Below are 23,373 nucleotides of genomic sequence, written 5' to 3'. Positions count from 1 at the left end.
CCCGAATCCCATCCCTCTCTCCCGTTACCCCTTTTTCTCCGCTCCCCCATCCAGGTGATGTCGTCATGTACGAGCCCGACCCGAAGATCCCGGTCAACGCCGCCCCCTCCGTTCCGGCGGACCCCCCGCTCGGGGCCGAGAAGGACGTGACGACCCCGCACAAGGACATGCCGCCGCACGAGGACATGCCGACGTCACCACGGGACACGGACGGGCACGCCGAGACGCCATCCGTCCAACGAGTGTCCGGCCACGGTGCGGGCTCCCCCGGCCCGGCAGACCGCAAGAAGCTGGTAGGCGCGGACCACGGCCTGCCCACGGCGGAGAATGCCACCCGTAAGGCGTCCGGTCTCGTTCAGGACACCGCCGCGAAGCAGCGGCCCGTCCAGGAGCGGCCCGCCCCGACGAGGGCGGCGGACAAGGACCTGGCCCGGCAGGGCTACCTCCTCGAACGGTCCTGGACGTACCACCCCCGCCTCGACGACGCCCCGTCGCACTCCGGCTTCGGCGGGACACCGCAGGCCGCCGAGCTCAGGTCCGAATTCACCAGGGTGTTCAGCGAGAACATCGAGCGGCACGGGCTGCCCGAGGGCGCGGCCGCCGAGGCCGCCCTGGAGAAGGTACGTCCCGCCTACAAGGAGGCACGGGACGCCTGGGAGGCCCGGCAGAGCCTGGAGGAGGGATTCCGCAAGGGCTTCCGCTCGCTGCTGAAGCAGGGCCCGCTCACTCCCCGCCCCCGCATGGCCGGCGAGCTCCTCCACGAGAGCGTCCTGGGCCGCCCCCAGCCGCACTGGGACGGCCGCACCACCGCCTGGTACGAGAACAAGCTGGCCCAGCTGGAGCAGGAGTACATCGACGCCCGCAGCACGCCCGGCGACGGCGTCCGGGCCCTGTCGGACCGCACCGTCCGCGCCGCGGCGGAACGGTTGAACGATCTCGCCGGTCCCCTCTCCTACGTGCACCAGCGCTTCACCGAGTACAGCAAGTCCTACGAGTTCCACCCGCGTTCCTCCTGGAGCGCCGAGACCGCCCTCTGGTACCGGGGGGAGCAGCTCCGGTCCGAGGCGTATGCGGCCGAGGCCCTGGAACTGGACCCCCGTTCGCTGAACGCGGTCAAGAAGGACCACGCCCAGCGGATGCACGTCCTGCTCCGGAGCGCCGAACTCCGCGAGAACCCGGTCCTCTCCGACGACACCCACACCGTCCACGCGCCCACCCCCGCGCACGCCGCGTCCGGGGACTGGCGCGAGGCGGTCATGCACGCCGAGGAGCAGCAGCTCCGGAAGGAGTACGCCGAGTTCCTCACGGAGATGAGCCGCGAGGACGCGCGTTCGCGGCAGCTGTCCGCGGCAGTCGAGGAGTGGGCACGTGCCGAGGGGCACACGCTGACGCCGCAGCAGGCGGAGGAGCTGGCCCAGGCGGCGTCCCGCTCCCAGGAGCCCGTTCCCGGCAGCACGGGGCCGCACGAGTACGCCCAGGAGCCCGGCACCGGCACCGGCACCACGGAGGAACTGCACGAATCCTTCCGTAGCCACCTCGCCCTGGACGCCGCGCGCAAGACCGCGCTCGGTCACGGCCGGGCCGCCTTCGAACGTGCCGTGCGGACCTGGGGCCTGTCGTCGCGTGCCGCCGGCACGGCGTCGTCGTCCTTCACGCCCGACGAGGAACTCGTCACGAAGGTCGCGGCGCAGGAGTGGGTGCTGTTCGAGCAGTACCTCGACATCCGTATCCATGCGACGTTCGCCTCGCCCTCGGACGCGCAGGGCACCCGTCTGCCCCTCAACGTCCGGGCCGGGCTGAAGCAGTTGCGGAATCTGCTCGGTGAGCTCCCCAACCGCCTGGACAGGCGGGCGTTCCGGATCTCGGAACTCAACCGCGCACAGCAGGATTTCCATGCCATCGCCATGGACCTCCCCGCTCACCTGACGGAGGAGCAGCGGGAGCTGCTGAAGACGTTCGAGGCGCAGGGCCACAGCCTTTCGCAGGCGAGCCTCGGCGCTACCAGCGACCACCTGCTCGCCGCGCTCGACGCGGCACTCGGCCGGCTCGACGGGCACCTGGCGTCCGACTCCGTCCCGATCATGCTCGGGGAGAGCCCCGAGGCGCTGGAGCAGTGGCATCAGGAGTACGCCGCCCTCCTTCAGGAGGTGCCGGCGCAGCTGGTCCTCCAGACGATCCGCGAGGCCGCTGTGCTGCGGGCGCGCGAGGAGGTCGAGAACACCGCCGCGACGCTGCTGAAGGCATCGGGCTCCACAGAGGAGTTCCTGCGGCACTTCCCGGTACCGGACCAGGCACTGGCCAACGCGGTCACGGCGGTTCAGGACGCCATCGCCGGCGAGGTCAACGCCGCGTTCGAGAAGGCCCTCGACAGCGCCGACCCGCTCGCCGGGTGGGCGGACACGTACGCGGAACTGACCGATGCAAAGCGCCTCCGGACGCGGCTGACAGCCGTCATCTCCAAACTGTCCGCGCTGAGCGAGGCCGACCGGGTCTTCGCGCAGGAGCTGGCGGACTGGCGGGAGGCGAATCCCGGGCTCTCCTTGACGGACGAGGCGGCCGAGGAGGCCGCGGCGGGCTTCCGCGAGCGCGTGACGGCCGCCTTCGACGCGTCGTTCGCCGACTCATGGTCCGAGGCGGACCGGTTGCTCGGCGGCGTCCCGGAGTGGCGGCGCCGGTTCACCCGGCTGGCTAACACCCTCCCCGGACACCTCCGCTTCGCGGCAGAGGTCCCGGCCGTCCTGCGCGCCGGCGACGCGGCGTACGCCGCGCTCGCCGAGGCCCACGGGATCGACGACCTCGCCCGCGCGCGCTTCGCGGCGCAGTTCCGCGAGGACCACTTCGCCCTGTACCGCCGTGTGTGGGCGCCGCACGACCTCTCCGGGTCCTCGGTGCACATCCCCGATTCCGCGGCCCCGCAGGCCGAGCCCGTCGCGACGCCTTCGGACACCTCCTGGGAGACGGAGCCGGACAGCAGTGCCGCCTTCCAGGACGAGGTGCCGGCCACCCCTGCGGCGTTCCGCCATGAGAAGGCCCGGGAAGCGGCCGAGGAAGCCGCGGCCGAACTCCAGCAGCACTCCCTGACGTACCGCAAGGCGCTCACCCGGCTGCACGCAGCCGACGTGGCGCACCGACGGGCGCTTGCCGCGGAGGACGTCCGGCGGACGTCCGGCGGTGCGGAGCGGGACGCCGGGGAACAGCCGTCCGTGGGCCCGGTGCCGGCCGGCCACGTCCACCTCGGCAACGGCGCGGTGGCCGTCTCCCGGCTCGACGCGACACTGCACGCCCTCGGCCGGGGCGCACAGGCTCAGATCCTCGCCCTGAACAGCACGGGACGGGGAGCACCGGTCTGGTCCGCCCGGAACACGGGCGCGTTCGGCACCCTGTGGACACGCACCGACAGCATCGGCTTCGGCTTCCGGTCCGTCCTCACCATGCTGCCGGCGTCCGTGCACCAAGGCCCCGGCGCGGCACCGATGATCGCGCAGGTCCTCGACCCGCAGGGCACCGCACTGACCCCCGAAGACCTGGCGGCGCTGGTGCCCGACGAGGACATCGAGCCGTACACCACCGTGCCGCCGCAGGAGACGGCGCTCGTGGTGCCTCCCTCGGACGCCGCTGCCCGGCTGGAGCAGGCGGGGCAGGACGCACAACGCGCCCACCAGGATCTCACCATGGCGCAGCAGACCTGGGAAGCGGCTCAGCGGCAGGCCGACGAGACCGCGCGGTGGGCCGGGAAGTCCCCGGAACCGAGCGTGGCCGTCACCCGGCTGCGGGGCCGGTGGCTGCTCCCGCCCGGCACCGGGCCGCTCCCACAGGGGCCTGGCTCCACCGACGCCGCGGCGTCCCCCGCCGTGGTGGAAGAGGCGCTGGAAACCGCCGGGGACCACTTCACCGACGCCCTCCAGGCCGCCGCCGCGTACGAGCAGGCCCAGACGGAGCTCCAACAGCGACTACGCGAGTACGACGGCCTCCTCCGGACGGACCGGGCCGTCCGGCACGCCACCGTGGCCATGGACAAGGAGGGGCTCGATGAACTGTGCCGGTCCCTCGACGAGGCCCGCGCACGGATCAACGCGGCGCGGGAGGCCGTGCGGGACACCTCGATGCTCCGGGACCTGACTCGCCGGTCCGCGCAGGCCCAGCTCGCGAAGGCGGCGGAGCTGATCCCGGTCGGCGTCCCCGCACCTCAGGCCGGCTCTCCCGCCACCACCCCCGGCAAGACCGGCACCGTCCGGACCAACCCCTTCTTCCGCTCCTTCGACCGCTTGAGGTCCTCGTCCACCCGCACGGCCGGCGCCGCCTCGAACGCCACCGCCGCCCTCCAGGGCGGGACCACGGCAGGCACCTCCGCCGGCGCCACCTCCCGGACGACCGGAACCCCCAGGAGGATCCCCAACCCCTTCCGGGCCCTCACCCTCAAATCCCGGTCCGAGCCCGCCATGACGGCGCGCACCCCCCTGAACGACCTCTCCACCCCTCCGGCCTCCAACACCGCCGGAACCACCCGGACAATCCCCAGCCCCTTCAAGTCCCTCTCCTTCATCCCCTTCAAGCCCTCGTCCTCCCACGCAGCCGGCACCGCCTCGAACAACGTCCTCACCTCCCGGCGTGCCAGCACCGTCAGCACCTCCTCCGGCTCCAGTTCCAGCTCCGGGTCCAGCTCCTCCAGCAGTGCCGCCATCCCGGCGAGCCCCGCGTGGTTCATCCAGCAGCTCGATCACCTGATACGGACCGGCGTCCCCGTGGTTCCCGGGCTGCCCGATGTGCCCGAGCTGCTGAACGGACACACCCGTCCCGCCGGGCTCCTCGCCCAGGACGACTTCGACGCCGAGTACTTCCGCAAGACGGGGCACACGCTTCCCGAGGCCCTCGCCCTTCACCCACGAAGAAGCTTGACGCGGGACAACGCGTGGCTGGTCCTGAGGCACTTCTACGCCCCCGAGAGGCCGGGCGCCCCCTGGGACATCGATCTGAGGTACGTCGCCGAAGGGGTGCCGTACCAGCGGCTTCCGCAGGTGCAGGCGTTCTCGTTGCGCCTTCGCTACCTCGTGGACGGGGGCCTCCACCTCCAGGCCCTGGACATGGTCGAAAACCTCGACCGCCACCTGCGCAAGATCTGGGCTGTCGAGGACGCGTTCGAGGCGTTCGGCGGCGTGCCGCTCCGGAGAGCGCTCCTGCAACCCGCGTTGTCCGATGAGCAGCAGGCTCAGTCACACCAGCAACAGGCTCAAAAGCACCAGCAGCAGGCTCAGGAACACCAACAGAAGGCTCAGGAATTCCAGCAGCAGGCTTACCGACACCAGCAGAGTGTTCCGGGGCACCAGCAGAAAGCCGAAGAGCACCGGCAACAGGCCCAAGAACACCAGAAGAAGGCTCAGGAATTCCAGCAGCAGGCCCAGCCACACCTGCAACGAGCTCAGGCACACCGGCAACGCGTCGGCCGTGCGCTCGGTGATGTCTTCCGCACGGCCCTGCCCACCGTGCAGGAAGCCCAGGGCTGGTACAACCAGCTGGCCGACCTCCGGTACCGGCACCGCGACCTCGGTGATGTGCCGCTGCCGAACCGGCATCCGGAAGAAGGCTGCTTCCTGCGGGCCCACATGATCGCGATGAAGCTCCAGGAGTGGAACGCGCCGGTCAGCAAGGTCATCGTCGCCCGCACCGGCCCCCAGCTGACCGCGCATTCGTACAATCTCCCGAGCGCTGCCCTCGGCATGCTGTCCCCTCAGCCCGTCCAGTGGCAGTACCACATCGCCTCGGCGGTCCCTGTCGAGCTGCAGAAGGGCCGCGCCGAGACGATGGTGCTGGACCCGGCCCTGGAGCTCGGCCCGCTGACCTTCACGGAGTGGCTGAAGGCGGTCGGCGTCAAGAGCAGCGAGGCGTTGGTGATCCGGGGCTCGTCCGCACAGGTCGCCCAGCAGATCGACCAGCACGCCCAGCGCTCTCCCCACAAGTGGTACCCCCGCGGCAGCCGGTTCTTCCCCACCCCCGGCAACACGATCGTGATCCAGACCGACGCGGCCGCCTACGGCTACCCCACCTCCCCTGTCCTGGCCCCTTCGTTCGTCACCCCCTTGACCTTGAAGGAGACGGACGCCCAGCTCCACAGCAGGACCCAAACCGTCAACTGGCTTACCACGCACACGGTGGCACACGGGGAGCGCGCCTGGCTGCGCGCGGCCCGGGAAGGCGTGGAGCAGCGCCGCGGCCAGAGCAATGAGGAGACGCGGGAGTGGGCCGCCAGGAGCTATGACCTGTTGGCGGCCAGGTCGCTGCTGCCGGACAACAGTGCCCTGTCGCAGGAGATGCGCAAGATGCTGCCGACCACGCACCCCAAGGCCCTCGTGCAGGTGACCATCCCGGCGCCGAACCCGCAGGGAGGCGCACTGTCCCGGCCCGAGGTGGAGGAGGCGACGCGGACGGTCGGCGCGTGGCTGCGCAACACCGGGGCGGGCGACCGTGAGGCGGAGCTGACGCGCCGGTTCGCCACGGTCATCGGGTCCGGCGAAGGCGCCGGTCACCACTTCAGCCACTCGATGCTCGACACGATCGAGAGGGTTCTCGACGCCCTGCCGCGGCGGGACGTGGAGGGCAACGCGCTGCTCGAAGGGATCACCCAGGACGAGACCGGCACCCCCGTCAGCTCCTACCGGCGCGACGAGCGTGCCGTCCGCATCGCCCGCCCGTTCCGTATGCCCTCCTGGATGTACACCAAGCTGAACCGGGACGGTGCGGCCCTCCAGTGGGTGATGGATCTGGTCGCGATGCACGGATACCAAGGCTTGACGACCGCCGATGTCCTCGGACTCACGGGCCCGCGCCGCCATGTGATGGCCGGGGTCTCGGACGTCCTGACACACGGCAACCTCGTCGAGTGGACCCTGCGGCACGAGGTGGGCCACTCCGTCGACGCCCGGACACGGTGGGCACAGGAGCGTGCCCACGAGCCGGAGTTCGGCGGTTGGCAGTCGCACGCCAACGGCCAGGGGCTGCTTCTTGTCGCTGAGGCGTTCCTCGCCATGGAGGGCATCACCGGCGCCGGCCATGCGCTGGGCAGCCCGGAAGCCGAGGCGTTCGAGACGTTGATCACGAAGGTGGCGCTACGCATCAAGTGCTCCGCGCAGCACAGGGGACCGGAACCGGAGCTGATCAAGCGGATCCCCGCGCAGCTCGCCGGCGGCGACGAGACGCTACTGGAGCGGCTGACGGCGATGGTGACCCGGCTTCGGGCCGCCATGGCGCAGCCGTGGATGTTCGACGACGGCGGCGCGAGCGCGCTGGAGCACGATGGGCGCATCTACCAAGTCGACAAGGACAGCGGCCAGTGGGTCAGCTACGCCGTCGAGGCCCGCTCCCACGCCGTCTCCAACTACCAGTTCTCCGCGCCCGGCGAATGGTTCGCCGAGGCGTACGCCGCCTACCACGACCCGCGGACGGTCAACCCGCCGCGGGAACGCCTCCACCCGCGCGTACAGGAATGGTTTTGCGCCCAGGCGGAGCTTCGGGAGCTGGAACTCCAGCAGGAGAACGCCGGTTACGAGGACCTGGAGCTGACGACGTCGGCCGGGGAGACCGTCAAGGCCGCCGACATCGACAACCTGCTCATCGTGGCGCCCGGTTCCCTCAAGCCCGCCGGCCGGTCCTTCCACACCGAGACCGACACCCGCGAGCGGCTGCTCGCCCACACCGACCTCGACCTCACGAAGCCGCACTTCGCGCACTACGACCCGAACGCCCAGGAGAGCGTCCCCGACGGGCGGGGCGGCATGACCGTACGGCACACGGTGTCCGCCGCCGACCTCGACACCGTGCCGTGGGGCGCCGGGGACGAGCTCTACCTGGCCTTGCTGCACGGTGAGAAGGGATGGCTGACCGTTCCGGTGAACGGCAGGCCCGTCCGGATGTCGGGAACGGAATTCGCCCACACGCTCCGGCGGCGCGGCAGCGTCATCGACCTCAAGGAACGTGCCGGCGACAAGGCATGGATCATCCTCGGCGCCTGTGAGGCAGGCGCCGTGGACGCGGACGGGAACTCGATCGCGCAGCAGCTTGCGGACGTCACCGGCATGAACGTCGTGGCGCCCACCACCAAGCTGGCCGCCACCCCGGACGTGAAGGAATTCAGCTTCCTCCTCTACCGCGACGAGCAGGGCAGACGCGGCGAGTGGCGGAAGTTCTTCCCGCAGAAGGCGGTCGCCACCGCCACGTCCGCGGCCTCCAGCACCGCCGGACAGCTCCCGGCCGGAGTCACCGTCCCGCCGAGCGGGATCGACGTGCCGCGTCCGGTGAGGCAGTCCGGTCAGGAGCTGCCGCGGAACGAGCCTGAGTCGACGGGGGTTCAGCCCCCCGAACCGTTCAGCCAGGCCGAGCTCCAGCGCGAATTCGATTCCCGCGCCAGGCAAGAAACCTGGGGCACCCTGAAACGGCTCGTCTTCAAGCGTCCGCCGAAGAACCTGACCGTCGGCGGCACCGACGGCACACTCGTCCCTGTCCCGCAAGTACTGCACTTCATGTGGCTCGGCGGCCGGATGACGGACACCGCCTTGAACAACGTGCGCTCCTGGGTGGAACACGGCCGCGACCGCGGCTGGCAGGTGAACCTCTGGCTCGACGCGAGCGCCCGGGCGGCCAACACCCCGCTGCTCACCCGCGCACTCGCCCCCGCCCCCCTCACCGTCCAGAGCATCGACGACACCAATTTCTACGACCGGCTCCCCGAGAGCGACCGCGACAAGGTCCGCACCCTCGTCGCCTTCGCGCTCTCCCGCGACGCCTACGCCTCCGCCAGCGACGTCGTCCGGTACGGCGTGCTGTGGGCACACGGCGGCGTATACCTCGATGTCGACCTCGCGCCGGGCCGGTTCACGCTGCCCACGGACGAGCTCCAACTCGCCGTGGACGGCCCCAACCTCCCCATGCTGGCGCCATTGCTCCGCGACAACGCCACCCTTCAACGCATCCTCGAACGCCTCGGGAAAGAGAACATCAGCGCCGGGACCAGCTATGACCAGCAGCTGGAGAGCGCCGCGCGCTACCGGTACGCCCGGGGGGACCACAACAACAACCTCATCATCACACCGCCCGGCTCAGCCTTCCTGACCGCGGTGCTGGCCGAACTGCCCGTCATCGAGGACACCATCCCGGAGTCGCTCGAAGACAGCCACAGCTGGGGAATGGCGGACCTCACACGCCTGATCAGGTATCAGAACTTCATCAACGCCAGCTCCGACATGACCGGTCCGTCCTACCTCATCGAGGTGGCCCAGAAGTACGCGTCGCGGTTCCCACTGGCAGCCGGTGAAACGGTCGAGCCCATCAATGCCGTGCTGCGGGAGCAGTGGCTCCCGCTCGGCTGGGTCACCGAGGAAAGTGACAACAGCGCCGCGGAGGAGACCCGGACAGGCAAGGAGCGCAAGGCGCTCTCCCCCGAGCAACAGGCCAAGCTGGCGTACAAGCTTCGCCCGCGCGGCGCGAGCGCCCTCGGCATACTGACGCGCAAGACACCGGATCAGGCGCTGAAACTGCCCGAATTTCTGCGGGCCGGTGACATCGCGGCGACGTACGACGCGCTCTTCCCGCGGTCGGAGTTCGGTAACGAATGGGATCACTCCGCCCTCCTGGCCCTGCGCCGACTGGCCGATCTGTCCGAGCGGGAAGGTCTGAGCGGTCCGGGCCGGGTGAAGCCGTCGACGCTCGACGGGCTCATCCGGCAGGTTCTCGGCAACGAGACGCCGGTCACCAATGCAAGCCGCAGGCTGCTCATCACGGCCGCGAAGGACGCCAAGTGGCTATGGCGGCGCCTCACGGTGGAGGACCTCCGCAAGGCAGTCGCCCCCCACACCCTCCCCCTCACCGTCAGCGCACCCCTGCCCCAGTCCTCGTCCGGCGGATCCGTCCAGGTCAGCCAGGCCGTGTCCGGCGTGCCGAGCGCCGCCGATCTCCTGGAGGAGTGGAACGCGCTGCGGCGCGCCCTGGCCGCCGTGGTCCGCAGTGACATCCCCCGCTCGGCGATCCGCGAGATCACCACGCAGCTCGCGGAGGCGGGCCCCGGCGCGGCGTCCCGCGTGCTCTTCCACACCGCGCGGCCCTCGCTGCACGCCGTCAACCTCGACGGCCGGGTCCTGTGGTCCGAGTCCGGCCGTAACGAGTGGCACACGGAGCCGGAGTCGCTCTTCCCCGACGAGCCGGAGACCATCGCCTCCATCGACGTGGACGCCGACGGCAGGTTGCTCACCCCGTCGCGGGAGCTGAGCGACCTCGGCGAGGGCGCGGACGCCTTCCCCGAGCTGCTGCCCGACCTCGCCGCGCTCCGCGCCTCGCTCGGTCTGCCGGAGGAAACACAGGTCGCGAAGGCCGTTCCGCCGGTCGGCTTCGGTGCCGTGCACCTTCCCGGGCAGGCGCCGCAGTTCCCGCTCGGCGTGTTCGGCTTCGTGGTCGCGTTCGGCGGGCTCCGCTTCGACGGCGCCGTGCTGCCCGGCGCCCGGCAGGACCGCGGCCTCGGTGACCTCGTCGCCTCCCTGCTGCCCGCGAAGCTCCCCGGCGAGGGCGCCCGCGCCCGCCTGGAGTCCTCGGTACGCGCCCAACTCGGCGCGCAAATGGACCGGTTGGGCCACAACAATTTCGCGCGCCGCCTGGTCGACGGCGGCCTGACGCTCACCGTGCCCGGCGGCTTCGGCCGCGGCACCTACACCGTCCACGTCAAGCTGACCGACATCCAGCGCGACCGGGCCACCCTCCTCACCGAGTCGCCGTACCGGCCGTACGGTGAGAAGAGCCTCGGCCTGCAGGAGTCCTCGTCCGTCCGTGCCACGAGCAGCGCGGAGAGCACCGGCGCCTCCCGTGGCCTCAGCGCCGGTTTCAAGGTGGCGCTGACCCCCGGCACCACCACCGTCACCCCCAAGGCCGGTATCGGCCTGTCGTCGTCCCGCTCGTACGACCAGAGCCGCAGCACCTACGCGTACACCAACCCCTCTTTGGGGTACAGCGGTGAGCTGAAGCACTTCTCCTTCGCCGACGTCCAGCTGGAGGTCACCACGGCGGGGCCGGGTGTGGCCGCGGAGCACCGTACGCGGCGGGCGGCCGGGGACCTGCTGGTCGCGTTCCCCACGGAGCTGGTGGATCTCGCCACGACCTCGACCCGCGCCCCGTGGCGGGCCGCGTTGCCCACCACCGCGGGCAACGCGCTGCGCAGCCGGTTCACGCGGGAGGCCCTGCGGTTCTGCGCCGTCGCGCAGCAGGTCGGCGGCCTCGGCCCGCTCCGTGACCAGCTGCTCGGCGACCACCTGGCCGATGGCCGGACCGGCAGCGCGCTCCACGAGTTCGTGCACCACCGCCTCGGTGAGCTGGGCGTGCTCAACAACTTCAGCCGGATCCTGGACGGCGGGATGACCCTGCCGCCGGTGCCGCTGAGCGGCGGCCGCACGCTCCGCGTCGGCCTGTCGGGCCAGATCACCGGGGTCGAGCGGCTGGCCGACGCCAGCGACCTGCCCGCCGTGCTCAACCTCCGCGGGCTGGAGCTCCAGGGCGCCTCCGCCTCCACCGGCGGCGGCTTCTCCCTCAACGCGGGGGTGACCACCGCCCTCGGCACCGCTCTGCCGTCGTTCCAGTTCCCGGTGAAGTTCGACGTCGGTACGTCCACGTCGTTCAGCTCCGCGGGTGACACCGGCGGCGGCCACTGGCACTACACCCGCTTCAACGGCCGGAGCGTGCCGTTCCTACTGACCGTCCGTCTGGAGGCCGCCGCGCGGATCCTCGGCGAGACCTTCGGCCGGGAGCACACCGCGAACGTCTCGGCCGTCGTACGGGTACCCGAAGAGCTGGCCGGTGCCTTCCAGGAGGCGATGCACCGCATCGTCGCCGCGGAGAGCCACGGTCCCCTGCCCGGCAAGCAGCTGCCGCTCACGTACCCGACGCAGACCGGCGCCCCGGAGGCGGCGCCCCCGGCCGAACTGAGTGAGCCGACCGGCAGCACGGGGATGTTCGGGCCCGTCGGGCTGTCCGGCATGGAGGTGCGCGGGAGCGGCACCGACGCCCGCGAGCAGTTGCGGGAGCAGTTCCTGTTCACCCGGCGGTCCATCGGCACACCGGAGTGGACGGCGGCGGAGCTGGCGTCCCTCGACATGTTCCTCGACACGCACTTCCACACGCAGTCGCTGGACACCCGCTTCCCGGAGCTGTTCGGCGACCGGAACGCGTCCGTGCCCGCCGGCGAACAGGGCCTGCACCGGACCTTCGTCCGGCCGCTGGCCGACGGCGGGACGGAGACGGTCCACTTCCGGGTGCGCGCCGAGCGGGTGCCCGTAGAGGAGGGCAGGGGCATCGAGCCGACGTCCGCCGTGTACCTGGAGAAGGCCGGGGTCGACCTGTGGCCGAGCGCCATGCGGGATGTCGCCCACACCGAGTCGCACGGCTCCTCGGCGTCCCTGTCCACGGGCGTGGCGACGGGCTGGGGTGAGCACGCCGGTCACGGAAGCGACCTGAAGCTGTTCTCCCGCAGCCACACCGCCAAGAACGGCCTCAACTCCTACGCCTACCTGCTGTCCGGCGTCAGCTACGCGGGACCGGCGCACCAGTTGACCTACCGGGTCCAGTTGCACACGTCCGTCACGGCGCGGCGGGTACCGGCGCCCGGCCCGCTCAACCGGCCCTTGCGCACCCTGCCGTTCACCCCGCGCACCGCTAAGGCCACCGAGGTCGCCGCCCCGCCGCGGACGGTCGACGCCGAGGCCCGCTGGCTGGTCCCGGCCCCCGAGCGGACCACGCGACAGGAGCCGCAGCGGCAGGCCCCCGAGCCGAACGGCCAGGTCGCCCTGACCCAGCATGACCGGCTGCTCGGCGTGTCGGGCGCGGCCGAGATCCGCCGGCGCGCCCTCACCCTGCTGACGGAGTACGGCGTCCCGGCCCACCAGGCACAGGCCCACCTCGAAACGGGGCTCAGCCACGACCAGCTGGTGGCGGCGCTGCACACCGGCGCCGGTTCGACCGCCCTCCAGGTGGCCCTGGACGGCCTCCTCACCCACCGCAGGGTCCGGCTGACGGTCCGCGCGGAGATCAGCGAGGTGGTGGACTCCGGGGAGCCGATCGCTCTGTCCACGATGGACCTCGTCGAGTACTCGGCGGGCTTCTCCGGCACCGACAGCGTCACCACCCACCACCTCAACCACGCCCACTCCGCCACCTTCAGCGGCGGCTCCGGCGAACTGACGGGCGGCGCCGGGTACGAGAGGTCGTCGTCACCGGGCAAGGGCCGCAGCGTCGCCGAGATCACCAGCGTCGCACCGGGCAGCTTCATCATGTACGGAGCGCTCCCGCACCGGCCCCGCACCGGCAAGGTCGTCTGGTACCTGACGGTCCAGGCCACGAACGTCAACCAGCTGGGCAACTGGTCGCCGATCGAACGCACGGAGAAGGTGTCCGTCCCGCAGGGCGTCTCGTTCCTCACCCCGCAGTGGCCCGCGGCCACCGACGCGGCGCAGGTCCCCGCCACGCTGGAGACCACGACCCTGCCGTACGCGTCGGTCACCGAACGCTTCCTGCCGGCCGCCGGCACACCGCAGACCACGGACGCGGGAGCGGTCACGGTGTCCGGGCACGACCTGGTGAACCCGGTGACGCTCACCCGGAGCGTCATGGAGAAGGTCGGTGACCTTCTCGGCACCCACGCCAAGGGCGCCCTCGACGCCCAGTGGACGCCGAAGGTCCCGGGCACCGCCCTGCCCGGAACCCTGGACACCGTCCTCACGGCACGCACCCTGCACGCGATGGCCGACGCGCTGGCCGGCCCCGGTGTGGTCCTGCACACCACGGTGGACGGCCCCGGCCACTCCACCCACCTCCAGCTGGTGTTCCGCCTCAACCGCGGCACGACCGCGCGCTTCACCGGGAAGACCGCGCCCGGCCTCATCAGCCGCTACACGCAGTGGAACACCCGTAAGGAATTCGGGGTCAGCCGCTCCACGGCGACGGGCCACGCGTTCTCCGCGATGTTCTCGGGCGGATCGGCGGGGTACAGCCGGTCGGTGAACGCCTCGCAGAGCCTCAGCGAGGCCGTTCAGGCCCGCCGCCACGACGGGTACACCCTCTCCGACACCCTGGCCACCTTCGAGCTGGACGGGGAGCTGAAGATCAGCCTCCGCCGGTCCGTGGTGCCGTCGCGGGGCGTCAACACCGTCAGCCTCGACCTGGCGCGGCAGACCGCCCGCCTCTTCCAGGCCATGAGCCCGGGCTCCGTGCCCAGCCGCACGGTCGCGTTGCGCGAGGAGATCGTCGTCCCGCTGTCCGAGCTGAAGGGCCGGCGGCCCGCGCCACGGCCGGCGACGCCGCACGTGAAGCGGCTGTCCGTGCCCCACGCGCTCCCCAAGCTCACCAGTGCCGCCAAGACGTACCGGATCGCGGCGCACGACCTGGCGAGCAAGGCCGTGACCGTGGTCTTCAACCCGACCGCGGTACGCGAGCTGTTCGATCAGGTCGTCGCGGCGCTGAAGCAGTACGGTGCGGAGCCGGGCGACCTGGTGCGCGACGGCCAGTTCTCACAGGACGGCCTGCACCGCTACTTCGACCCGCACGTCCTGACCCGCCATGTGCTGCTCCACGGCCTCGGCACCACCACGGCGGCCGTCGGCCCGGCGCTGCGCAGCCTCGGCGGCCCCCTCACCGACACCGCCGGGGTGCTCCGCATCGCCGTCGTCCCCGCCACGACGGGCCGCTCGCTGGGCTGGCGCCCCGGCACGTCCGAGCGCAGCGACTACGGCTCCCAGAACAACGGCATGACGCTGAGCAAGGGCGCCGGGCAGGGCCTCTCCCTCGGCTGGGGCGGGCAGGCACCCGTCGGATCGGTGAACGGCGGCCTGTCGTACGACCGGTCCACCGGACAGTCCACCGGTGCCTCCGGCTGGGCGATGCACCGCGTCGACGGTGCCGCGCAGACCACGCTGTGGCACTCCCTCGACTTCGCCAAGGCGTACGTCAAGGTAGAGGTCGAGGGCGTCAACGAACGCGGCAGTGCCCGCTACGGCGGCACCTCGCTGGACCTGGTGTTCCGCGTCCAGGACCTGCTGGCCGTCCGGTACTCGCCGGAGGCCGCCCTCCTGGGCCTCGGCGGAGCTCCGGCCACCGCCATCCACACGCCGTCGGGCCGCTTCGTGCCGCCGCGCACGGCGACGGGCCCGCACGACACCCTCCTCAACGACCTGGCCGACGCCCAGCGGATCCCGGAGCAGAAGGGCGCCCTCATCTGGCGCGTCCAGACCGCCCCCGGCGACGACGTCCTCGCATACGGCGACCAGCTGACGCGCAAGCAGTTCGTCAAGAAGTACGTCCACGCCGACCCGGCCGCCAAGGGCCACGACCTGACGTGGGGGGAGACCGGCCCGGACGGCTATCTGCATCTCACCACCCAGGCACCGGCGTCCGTCGAGGAGGTCCTGGAGGACGAGACCGAGGACGACGTCTACGAGGAGTACATCGAGTTCGAGATCGTCCAACACGAGGCGTCCCGGCGCGGGCCCGACGCGGCCGGGAAGGCCGAGGACGTCCGCACCCCGGCGCCCGAGCGGCAGCAGTCCGCTACCCGGACCGGCTACGGCATCGACGCCGACGAGCTCGCCCGGAAGGCGGCGCTGGTCCAGCTCGCCCCGGAGGCCGTCAGCACGCTGTTCCAGGCGTTGCGGGACGAGCTGGCGGCCTCCGGCGGTCCGGGCAACGGCCCCGCCGGGCTCACGCAGGACACGCTGCGCGAGCTGATCACCCCGGACGTCCTCGCCCGGCACCTCGACCGGCACGGCCTGACCGAAACCCTCCACGAGCTTCCGGCCGACCCCACGACGGTGGACCGGGTCGCCGAGGAAACCCGGGGAGCGGTGCACGTCTCGATCGTCCCAGTCCGGCCCGGCCCCTTCCTGGCCGCCCGGCCGAGCACCGCCGAACGCGACGCGCACGGCACCGGTGCGGTCACCTCCGTGGCGTCCGGCAGCGGCGGCACGACGGCGGACACCTTCTGGAACGCGTACGGCCCGACGGACGCGCACGTCCGGATCGCCCTCCGTACCCGGAACGTCCGCAGCGGCGTCAGCTGGAGCAGCGACGTCTTCGACACCACGTTCCTCGTCCGCAACCTGCTGTCCGTGAGCCTGTCCCCGGAAGGGGCACTGCTCGGACTCGGCCGCGCCGAGCTGCGACCGGTCCGCACCCCCTCCGGCTGGTACGTGCCGCCGCGCCCCGCGCGTGACCGGCACGATCCGCTCCTGCGCGAACTGCGGCGCGCCCAGGAGGCCGAGGTGCCGGAGAACGGGATGCTCTGGCAGGTCACGGCGGGCCCCGGCGGCACCGTCACGGCCCTCGGTGACGAGCTGACCACCGCCGAGTTCACCGACCGTTACATCCTCCCGGAGCTGAACCGCGCCCCGGCCGCCGAGTACTCCCTCTTCTGGTTCCTGCCGGCCGACAGCCTCGCACGGGTCATGGCGGTCCCGGTGCCGGCGGCGAACGAGACGGGGAAGACCACCTCGCCGGACACCACCCCGCCGAAGACCGGCTCCGTGGCGGCGGAGTGGAAGAAGGAACAGCAGGCCGTCCACCCCGCGTGGGCCGCGCTCGGGGTGGACGGGCGGCAGACGCTCGCCCTGGAGCGCTCCGAGCTGGAGCCCGGGGCCGTCACCACCGACGGTGACTGCTTCTTCAACGCGGTGCTCCGCACGCTCGACGCCCAGGGGCAGGACCCGCGGCGGCTCGGCATCGAGCAGCCCGGCGACATCCGGGCACTGCGCGCCTCCCTGCTGCCCGAGCTGCACACCCAGCTCGGCCGCGAGGAGCCGGCGTTCTGGTACCAGGTCCTCCCGCCGCTGGCCGAGGCGTACCGGGCCGGCGGGGGCTCGCCGCAGTACCGCGCCCACGAGGCCGACGTCCAGCGCATCCGGAGCCACGTCGCGGACCGGCCGGAGCTGGCGGGACGGCTGCTGGACGAGACCCTCGACATCGCCGCGTGGCGCACCGTGCTGGACACCACCGGGATCACCCGGCAGATCGTCACGGACGTCGAGACGCCCGGCCACTACACGGGCATCGGCGGCGATCTCGTACCGCTGCTGTTCTCCCGGGTGTATCCGCAGGTCCAGCTGTCGGTGCTGAACCAGGACAGCGCCACCTGGCAGGCGCTCACCGACCACGGGCACCCGGTCCACCTGGTACGAGTCCTGACCGGCAACAAGCAGGAGCACTATCTCTCCACCGCTCCCGCCGCCGTTGCCACGGCGGTCACCACGGACCTGCCGGTGACCGTCGAGCCGACGGTCACCGACAACACAGCGGTCACCCGGAACGCGCCGGTCCCCGAAAACCGGTCGCTCACCACGGAACGCACCGTGCCGGCGGCATCCGCCACCGCCTCCACGTCCTCCACGTCCAGGTCCGCGCCCGTGGAGCGGGACGTGGCGGAGGAGTCCCGCGCCCCGAAGGCCACTTCGGTGCGGACGGTGACGGCGCCGCAGCTGCCGGCGCCGCCGGCCCGGCTCGCCGCAGGACAGCTCGCCGCGAGCGACCATGTGCACACCCTCGGGAAGCACGAGGAGGCGCTCGTCGACCAGTTGATGCCGGCGCTGATCCGGACGCTGGGCAGTAAGACCGCTGAGGAGGCGCGCCGGCAGTTCCTCGACCACCTGGGCACTCAGGAGTTCAAGCCGTGGCTGTCGGGCCTGAGCCGCGGCGGCAAGCGCTGGGTACCGCTCGACGTGCCGGGCTGGTCCGGTGAGGTCGAGGTCGGCGCGGTCCTGCGCGACGCGGTGACGACCGAGGTGCTGCCCAAGGTCGAGTTCGAGAACGGCGCGGAGTCCTCCTCGGGCACCGGCCACATGGCGGACGAGGCCCGCGACCTCACGTACGGCGCCGCGCTGCGCGTGACGCTCCCCAAGGGGCGGACCGACCTGTCGGTGACCGCCCGGCACCAGATGTCGTCCGGCGGCGGCACCGAGCAGCTGGACCGCATGATCGCGCGCGCCAAGACGTCGTCCCCGGCGATGCGCGTCGAGGCCGTCGCCGACATCACGCTCGACTTCTCCCACGTGCACGCCACCACCGGCAACGGCTCCACCGCACTGGCCGTCCAGGACCCGCGGCCCGACGTCACGTCCGCCGGTCCGCACCTGCTCACGGTGTCGCTCCCCGCACAGCTGCTGATCCCCGCGTGGGACTCGGCCGACGCCACCCAGGGCCCGCTCCTGCACCGTCTGCCCCCGGCCCGTGTGCAAGAACTCCTCGCCATCGGCTCCACCGACATCGTCCTGGACGTCCACGCCTGCGACCTCGACGGCAACCGGCTCCGGGGCCTCGACGACCTGCTCACCCAGCGGGTCGCCGGCGGCCGGTCGGTCGACGACATCGGCCGCGAGGTGTACGGCACCAACTGGCCGGCGGTACGCCACCAGCTGCTTGTGCGGATCGATTTCGGGCTGCTGCACGAGCGGTTCACCGCGACGATGAACGGGGAGCCGCTGGAGATCGTCCTGCCGGACGAACTGGGCTCGGTGATGCTCTCCACCAAGGTCGCGTCGATGCGGCACGTGCACGACACCAAGGAGAGCGAGTTCAACGTCGGCACCGACGTGACCCGCACGGTCAACCAGGTGACATCGGCCGGTTTCAGCACCTCGTACACCGGCGGCGGCCAGGCCGCGCCGATCGGTGACCTGCCGCTCAAGGGCTCCGCCCAGCGCCGGGAGCAGTCCGGCAGCGACGGCGTGACCATCGGGACGCTGTCCGCCCGCACCGGTACGGCCGTCAAGAACAAGGCGCCCGGTTCGGTCTTCGACGGTGTGGCGCTCGTCCGTATCGAGTTCGTCCGGCCGGAGAGCGGCCGCGACACGCTGTCCACCGCCCTGACCACCGTCGGATTCCGCTCCCTGTCCGAGACGGCGGAGACCGAACAGGCCGACGGCCCCACGGTCTTCACCGCGCCTGAGGTGCGGAAGCTGACCGAGGGCGCGGCGAGCGGGCAGATCCCGGCCGTCCCCGAACGGCAGCAGCGGCACCTGGCACCGAGGGAGTTCTCCGCACAGGAGACCCTCTACCGGCCGCCGCTGACGGTGTGGGGCCTGAAGCCGGGCCACGGCGGCCTGCCGGACTCGTCCGTCGTCTTCGACGTGTTCCCCGACGGCGGCTTCACGCTCTGCCCGGAGCACGCCGGGACCGGCCCGTCCTCCGGTACGCAGCCGACCGGGATCCGGCAGCGGATCGACGCCATCGGCGCATCGGTCTTCACCAAGGAGGAGTGGGCGCGCCTCGGCGCGCACTACCGCAGCAGCTTCCGCCGTGAACACTTCGCGGCGGGGCTCTGCGGCCTGACCCGCGGCGACCGGCTGGCCAGCGCGCCGCTGGGCAGCGCCATCGGCAAGGAACTCACCACGATCTCCGCGCACGCCTCCCTCCGGTCGCTGCGCTACCTGAGGACGATCGACAGCGCCCAGCTCAACGTCCTCAGCGAGACCGGCAGCGGTAACGCGCTGCGCAACCTGGTCTGGCGCGAGGGCGGCTGGCAGGCGCTCGGCGGCGCCGACATCACCTTCCCGGAGGACGGCTACCTCCAGCCGACCGGTGGCGTCGGCCAAAGCGCCCGTACCCGTACCGGCAGCCGCGCCGCGGAGCAGGCCAAGAGCCTGACCAACGCCAAGTACCCGGAGCCGATGGTGGTGTTCGCCGGAGAGGCGACCATCGGTTTCGACGTCACCGACGAGAACGGCCGGCCGATCCCGGCGCCGGCGGCGGAACAGACCGCCGTCCTGCCGTTCTTCGTGGCGATCCCGAAGTCGCTGTGCACCGAGAGCACGAACGGCACAGCTGTCTTCACGCGCGGCCGGGAACTCGCCGCGGCCCGGCGCCGGACACCCGGCACCGCCCCGAAGAGCATGTCGTCCACCACGACGTCCAGCACGGCGAAGCAGCCGCCGCGCCGGGTCTCCGAGCAGGGCCATCTCGCCCTGACCGACCATGTGCTGAGCCTGCCGGGCGGCCGGTGGCCGCTGACGGCGCTCCGCGAGGAGCTCGCGGAGACCTTCGGACCGCACTGGCCCGAGGCCGCCTCGCAGCTGGCGGTCTTCCTCGACCTGCGGGCGCTGCGGCCCCGTATCCCCCAGCTCAGCCAGCAGCCGGACGCGCTGGGGACGCTCACCGTGCAGGCCGGTGGCATCACCGCCGAGGTGTCGCTGCGCAGCCTGAAGGTCCACGGCATGCGTCACCGCCGGACCGTGTCCGCCTTCGAGTCGGAGACCGGCACGGAGCGGACCGGAACCACCGGTTCGATGCGGGACCAGCGCGAACGTGCCCAGCTCATCGGTGAGGTGACCGGCAAGATCCCGACCGCGGCGAAGGCGCGCTACACCCACACCCGTACCTCCGACACCACCACCGGTTTCGCCGTGGACACGGGCGGCACCTCGGTCGCCAAGGGCAAGACCACCGAGCCCTACGACCTGTTCGACGCGGAGATCTCGTTCCTCTTCGACGTCACGGTGACCCGGCCCCGGTCGCTCACCCCGGACCAGATGCGGGCGGACCTCCTGGCGAACGGCCCGGCGACGTCCCCCACCCGGATGGTGCGGACGACGCTGACGGCGGAAGCCGGTGTCGCGGCGGTCATCGCCTTCCCGTCCCGCGACACCGGCACCCAGGGGCAGCCGACCGCCCGCAGCGAGGCGCCCGAGCGGATCCTCCGTACGCGTCGCCTCGGCGACAGCGACATCGTCCAGCACGTGACGCTGGAGCACACGGCGGACATGTACACGCTGCTCGGCGCGTTGGACGACCGGGGCCGCCGGGTCTTCGGCTCGTCGCGGCGCTGGAAGCAGGCCAAGGCGGACCTGGCGGCTGCGCTGCCCACCGACCGGATCGCGCAGAACCTGCGCACCATGTCGGCGGATCAGCCGCTGGACATCGAGGTGCGCGGCGGTGTCGTCCGCGTCACCGCCTCCGTGGAGAAGCTGACGGGCAGCCGGCAGGCCGGCGTCACCGAGTTCACCGTGGGCGCCGAGCAGGTCCACGGCGAGGGCGGTACGGACGGCGTGTCCGCGCTGGCCGGCGGTACGGCCACCGGCCACAGCCTGGAGGTCACCGGAAGCGGTCAGGTCGCGCCCGGCGTGAGCCTGGTGGGCGGCGCCAGCATCGCCACCGACACCGGCCATGACACCGTCTCGATCGCCGGGACCACCGCCAAGACCTCCAAGACCACCAAGAGCAAGGTCGTCTCGGCGCTCCACAACGGCCGTGTCCTGCTCCACTTCGACCTGCAGGCGACGGACAACGGCGTCCACCACGCGGCGCTCCGCTCGCTGTACCGCACGGGGGCCCGCAGTGCGCAGGAGGCCCTCGGCAGCCTCCACCGGAAGCGCGAACGGCTGGCCCGGCGGACGGCGTCGGACACCGGTACCGCCACGCGGACCGGCGGCATCGCGGGCGTCCTGGCGGCGTGGCGTGAATCCCTGCGGGACCGGCAGCTGAAGTCCGCCGAGGAGTGGCGCTCGCTGCTGACGTCCCTCCAGGCGTCGCTGACGCGGAAGGGCGCCGGCCGTTCCCTCGGCTCGGTCTCCGTCGGCTTCGCCGTACTGGTGGAGGACGTGCCACCGGTCACCGACCCGCGGCCCGCGAAGCTGCGGCCCACCGGCGACTGGGTGATCCGCAGCCTCGACTCCATCGGCGGAGTGCACCAGATGCTGTCGGCGGGCGCCATCGAGCACTTCGGCCCGGCACGGTGGAACACCGCGCCGCGAAGCAGCCGCCGGACCTGGAAGCAGCAGGCGGAGAACGCCTTCCAGCACGCGAAGCTCCAGGCGTGGCTGGTGCACATGGCGTCGGTGCCGGAGTCGGTTCCCGAGTCGGAGTCGGGCCCGGAGATCAGCTACCTGCCGCCCAGCACCTCGCTCGGCTTCGACCTGTGGAAGGAGCACGGCGAACAACTGCGGATCACGGCCACCATCGACCTTCCGGAGGAACTGGAGCTGGCCCGGGTCGACGAGGCGGCCGAGGCGGCGGAGCGCAGCGACGCCGGGCACCGCTACGGCGTCGCCCAGCACGACACCACGCAGGGCTCCGGCCGCGCGCAGTTCGGCGCCGAGGGCAACGCCGGCGCGGTCAAGGTGCGGGGCACCGTCTCCCTGGGCGGTGGCCGCCAGTCCCGTGACGGCGGCATCCTGATCGAGAACGGCCGGGTGATCAGCGGTACCAAGACGCCCCGGCCGCACGAGATCCGCACCGGCCATCTGCGGGTGACGTTCCACTACTACCGTGGCGAGACGCTCCTCGGCTCGGTCCAGGGGATGACACCGGTGACGGTAGGCATCCCGGTGCGGCCGTCCACCGAACCGGTGAAGGCGCCTGACACGGCGGTGCAGGACGCGGCGGCGCAGCAGGCTCCCGTCGCCTCTCAGGTCCCCGCCGTGGACGAGCGGCGTGCCACGGAGACGGAGGGCGGGGAGAGCGCGCTCTCCCGGTCGCATCCGGTGGCGCCCTGGCTGGACGACGAGACCGGAGACGTCTCCGGGAACGATGCGACCACCGAGGAGCCGCTCACGCATGGCGAGGATTCGTCGCAGACGGTGACGATACCCGCGGCGTTGCCCGCGGCCTCGTTCCTGGAGCCCCTGCCGAAGACGCTCCACGCCCGCACGGCCTCGAAGGAGCACACGCCCTCGGGGGAGAACACGGTCTCGGCCAGGCAGCCGGTCCAGGCGGCGCAGCCGGCAGCGCCGCCTGTACGGCCAACGCACGCGCAGCCCGCGCCGCTGCCGATCGCCAACCTGGGTGTCATGCCGCAGCACGCACCGGCCGCTCCCTCAGCTCCCACCCCGGTCGCCCCCGCACCCCTGGTACCGCTCGTCGCCGACCAGAGTCTGATCCGCGGGCACCTGCAGGTGTCGAGGTGGGTAACCTCCGATGCACCGGAGCGGTCCGGTGCGCCGGTCGGCGAGATCCGCTACCGGCTCGGGGCGCTCGACACCAGGAGCCTCGCCCCGGAGGACTCCGTGCTGAAGACGGCTACGGACGTCCACAGCGGCGGGAAGCCGCCCCGCGTCCTGCACCTGACCGGAGCAGTGTGCGGGGACGGCAGCGAGGCCCAGCAGATCATCACGGCACTGCTACGGCGGGCCGCGGAACTGGCCGAAGGCAACCAGCTCGCCCCCGGGGCCGATCTCGTGCTCGTGGAAACCGACGGTGCCGTACTGACCCCAGAGATGCTCGGCGTGTTGGGCCTCGGACGCCTGGAAGGCCGCGGCCTGTGGCACATCGAGGCCGCTGCCTTGGTCGCCAGAATGCACGAACTGGCCAGGCCGGAGGGTCTGATGGTCAACAACTGCGAATCCGCCCGGTAGCCGCCGGTTCCGGGGCCCGTTGTAG

The 23,373-nt window shown here is 71.9% G+C and carries 1 protein-coding gene; it reads left to right on the top strand.

Translation table 11 applies throughout. The annotated features are described in order from the left end of the window. Window positions 1–65: 65 nt before the first annotated feature. Window positions 66–23,348, top strand: coding sequence for a protein-glutamine glutaminase family protein (locus ACZ4M8_RS26720; RefSeq protein ID WP_467611524.1), 23,283 nt, complete (start codon window positions 66–68; stop codon window positions 23,346–23,348). Window positions 23,349–23,373: the final 25 nt, after the last annotated feature.

The sequence above is a fragment of the Streptomyces sp. NPDC027185 genome, assembly GCF_055567035.1.
Note: the sequence above shows the minus strand (reverse complement) of the source record. Positions and strands in the feature narration are given on the sequence as shown.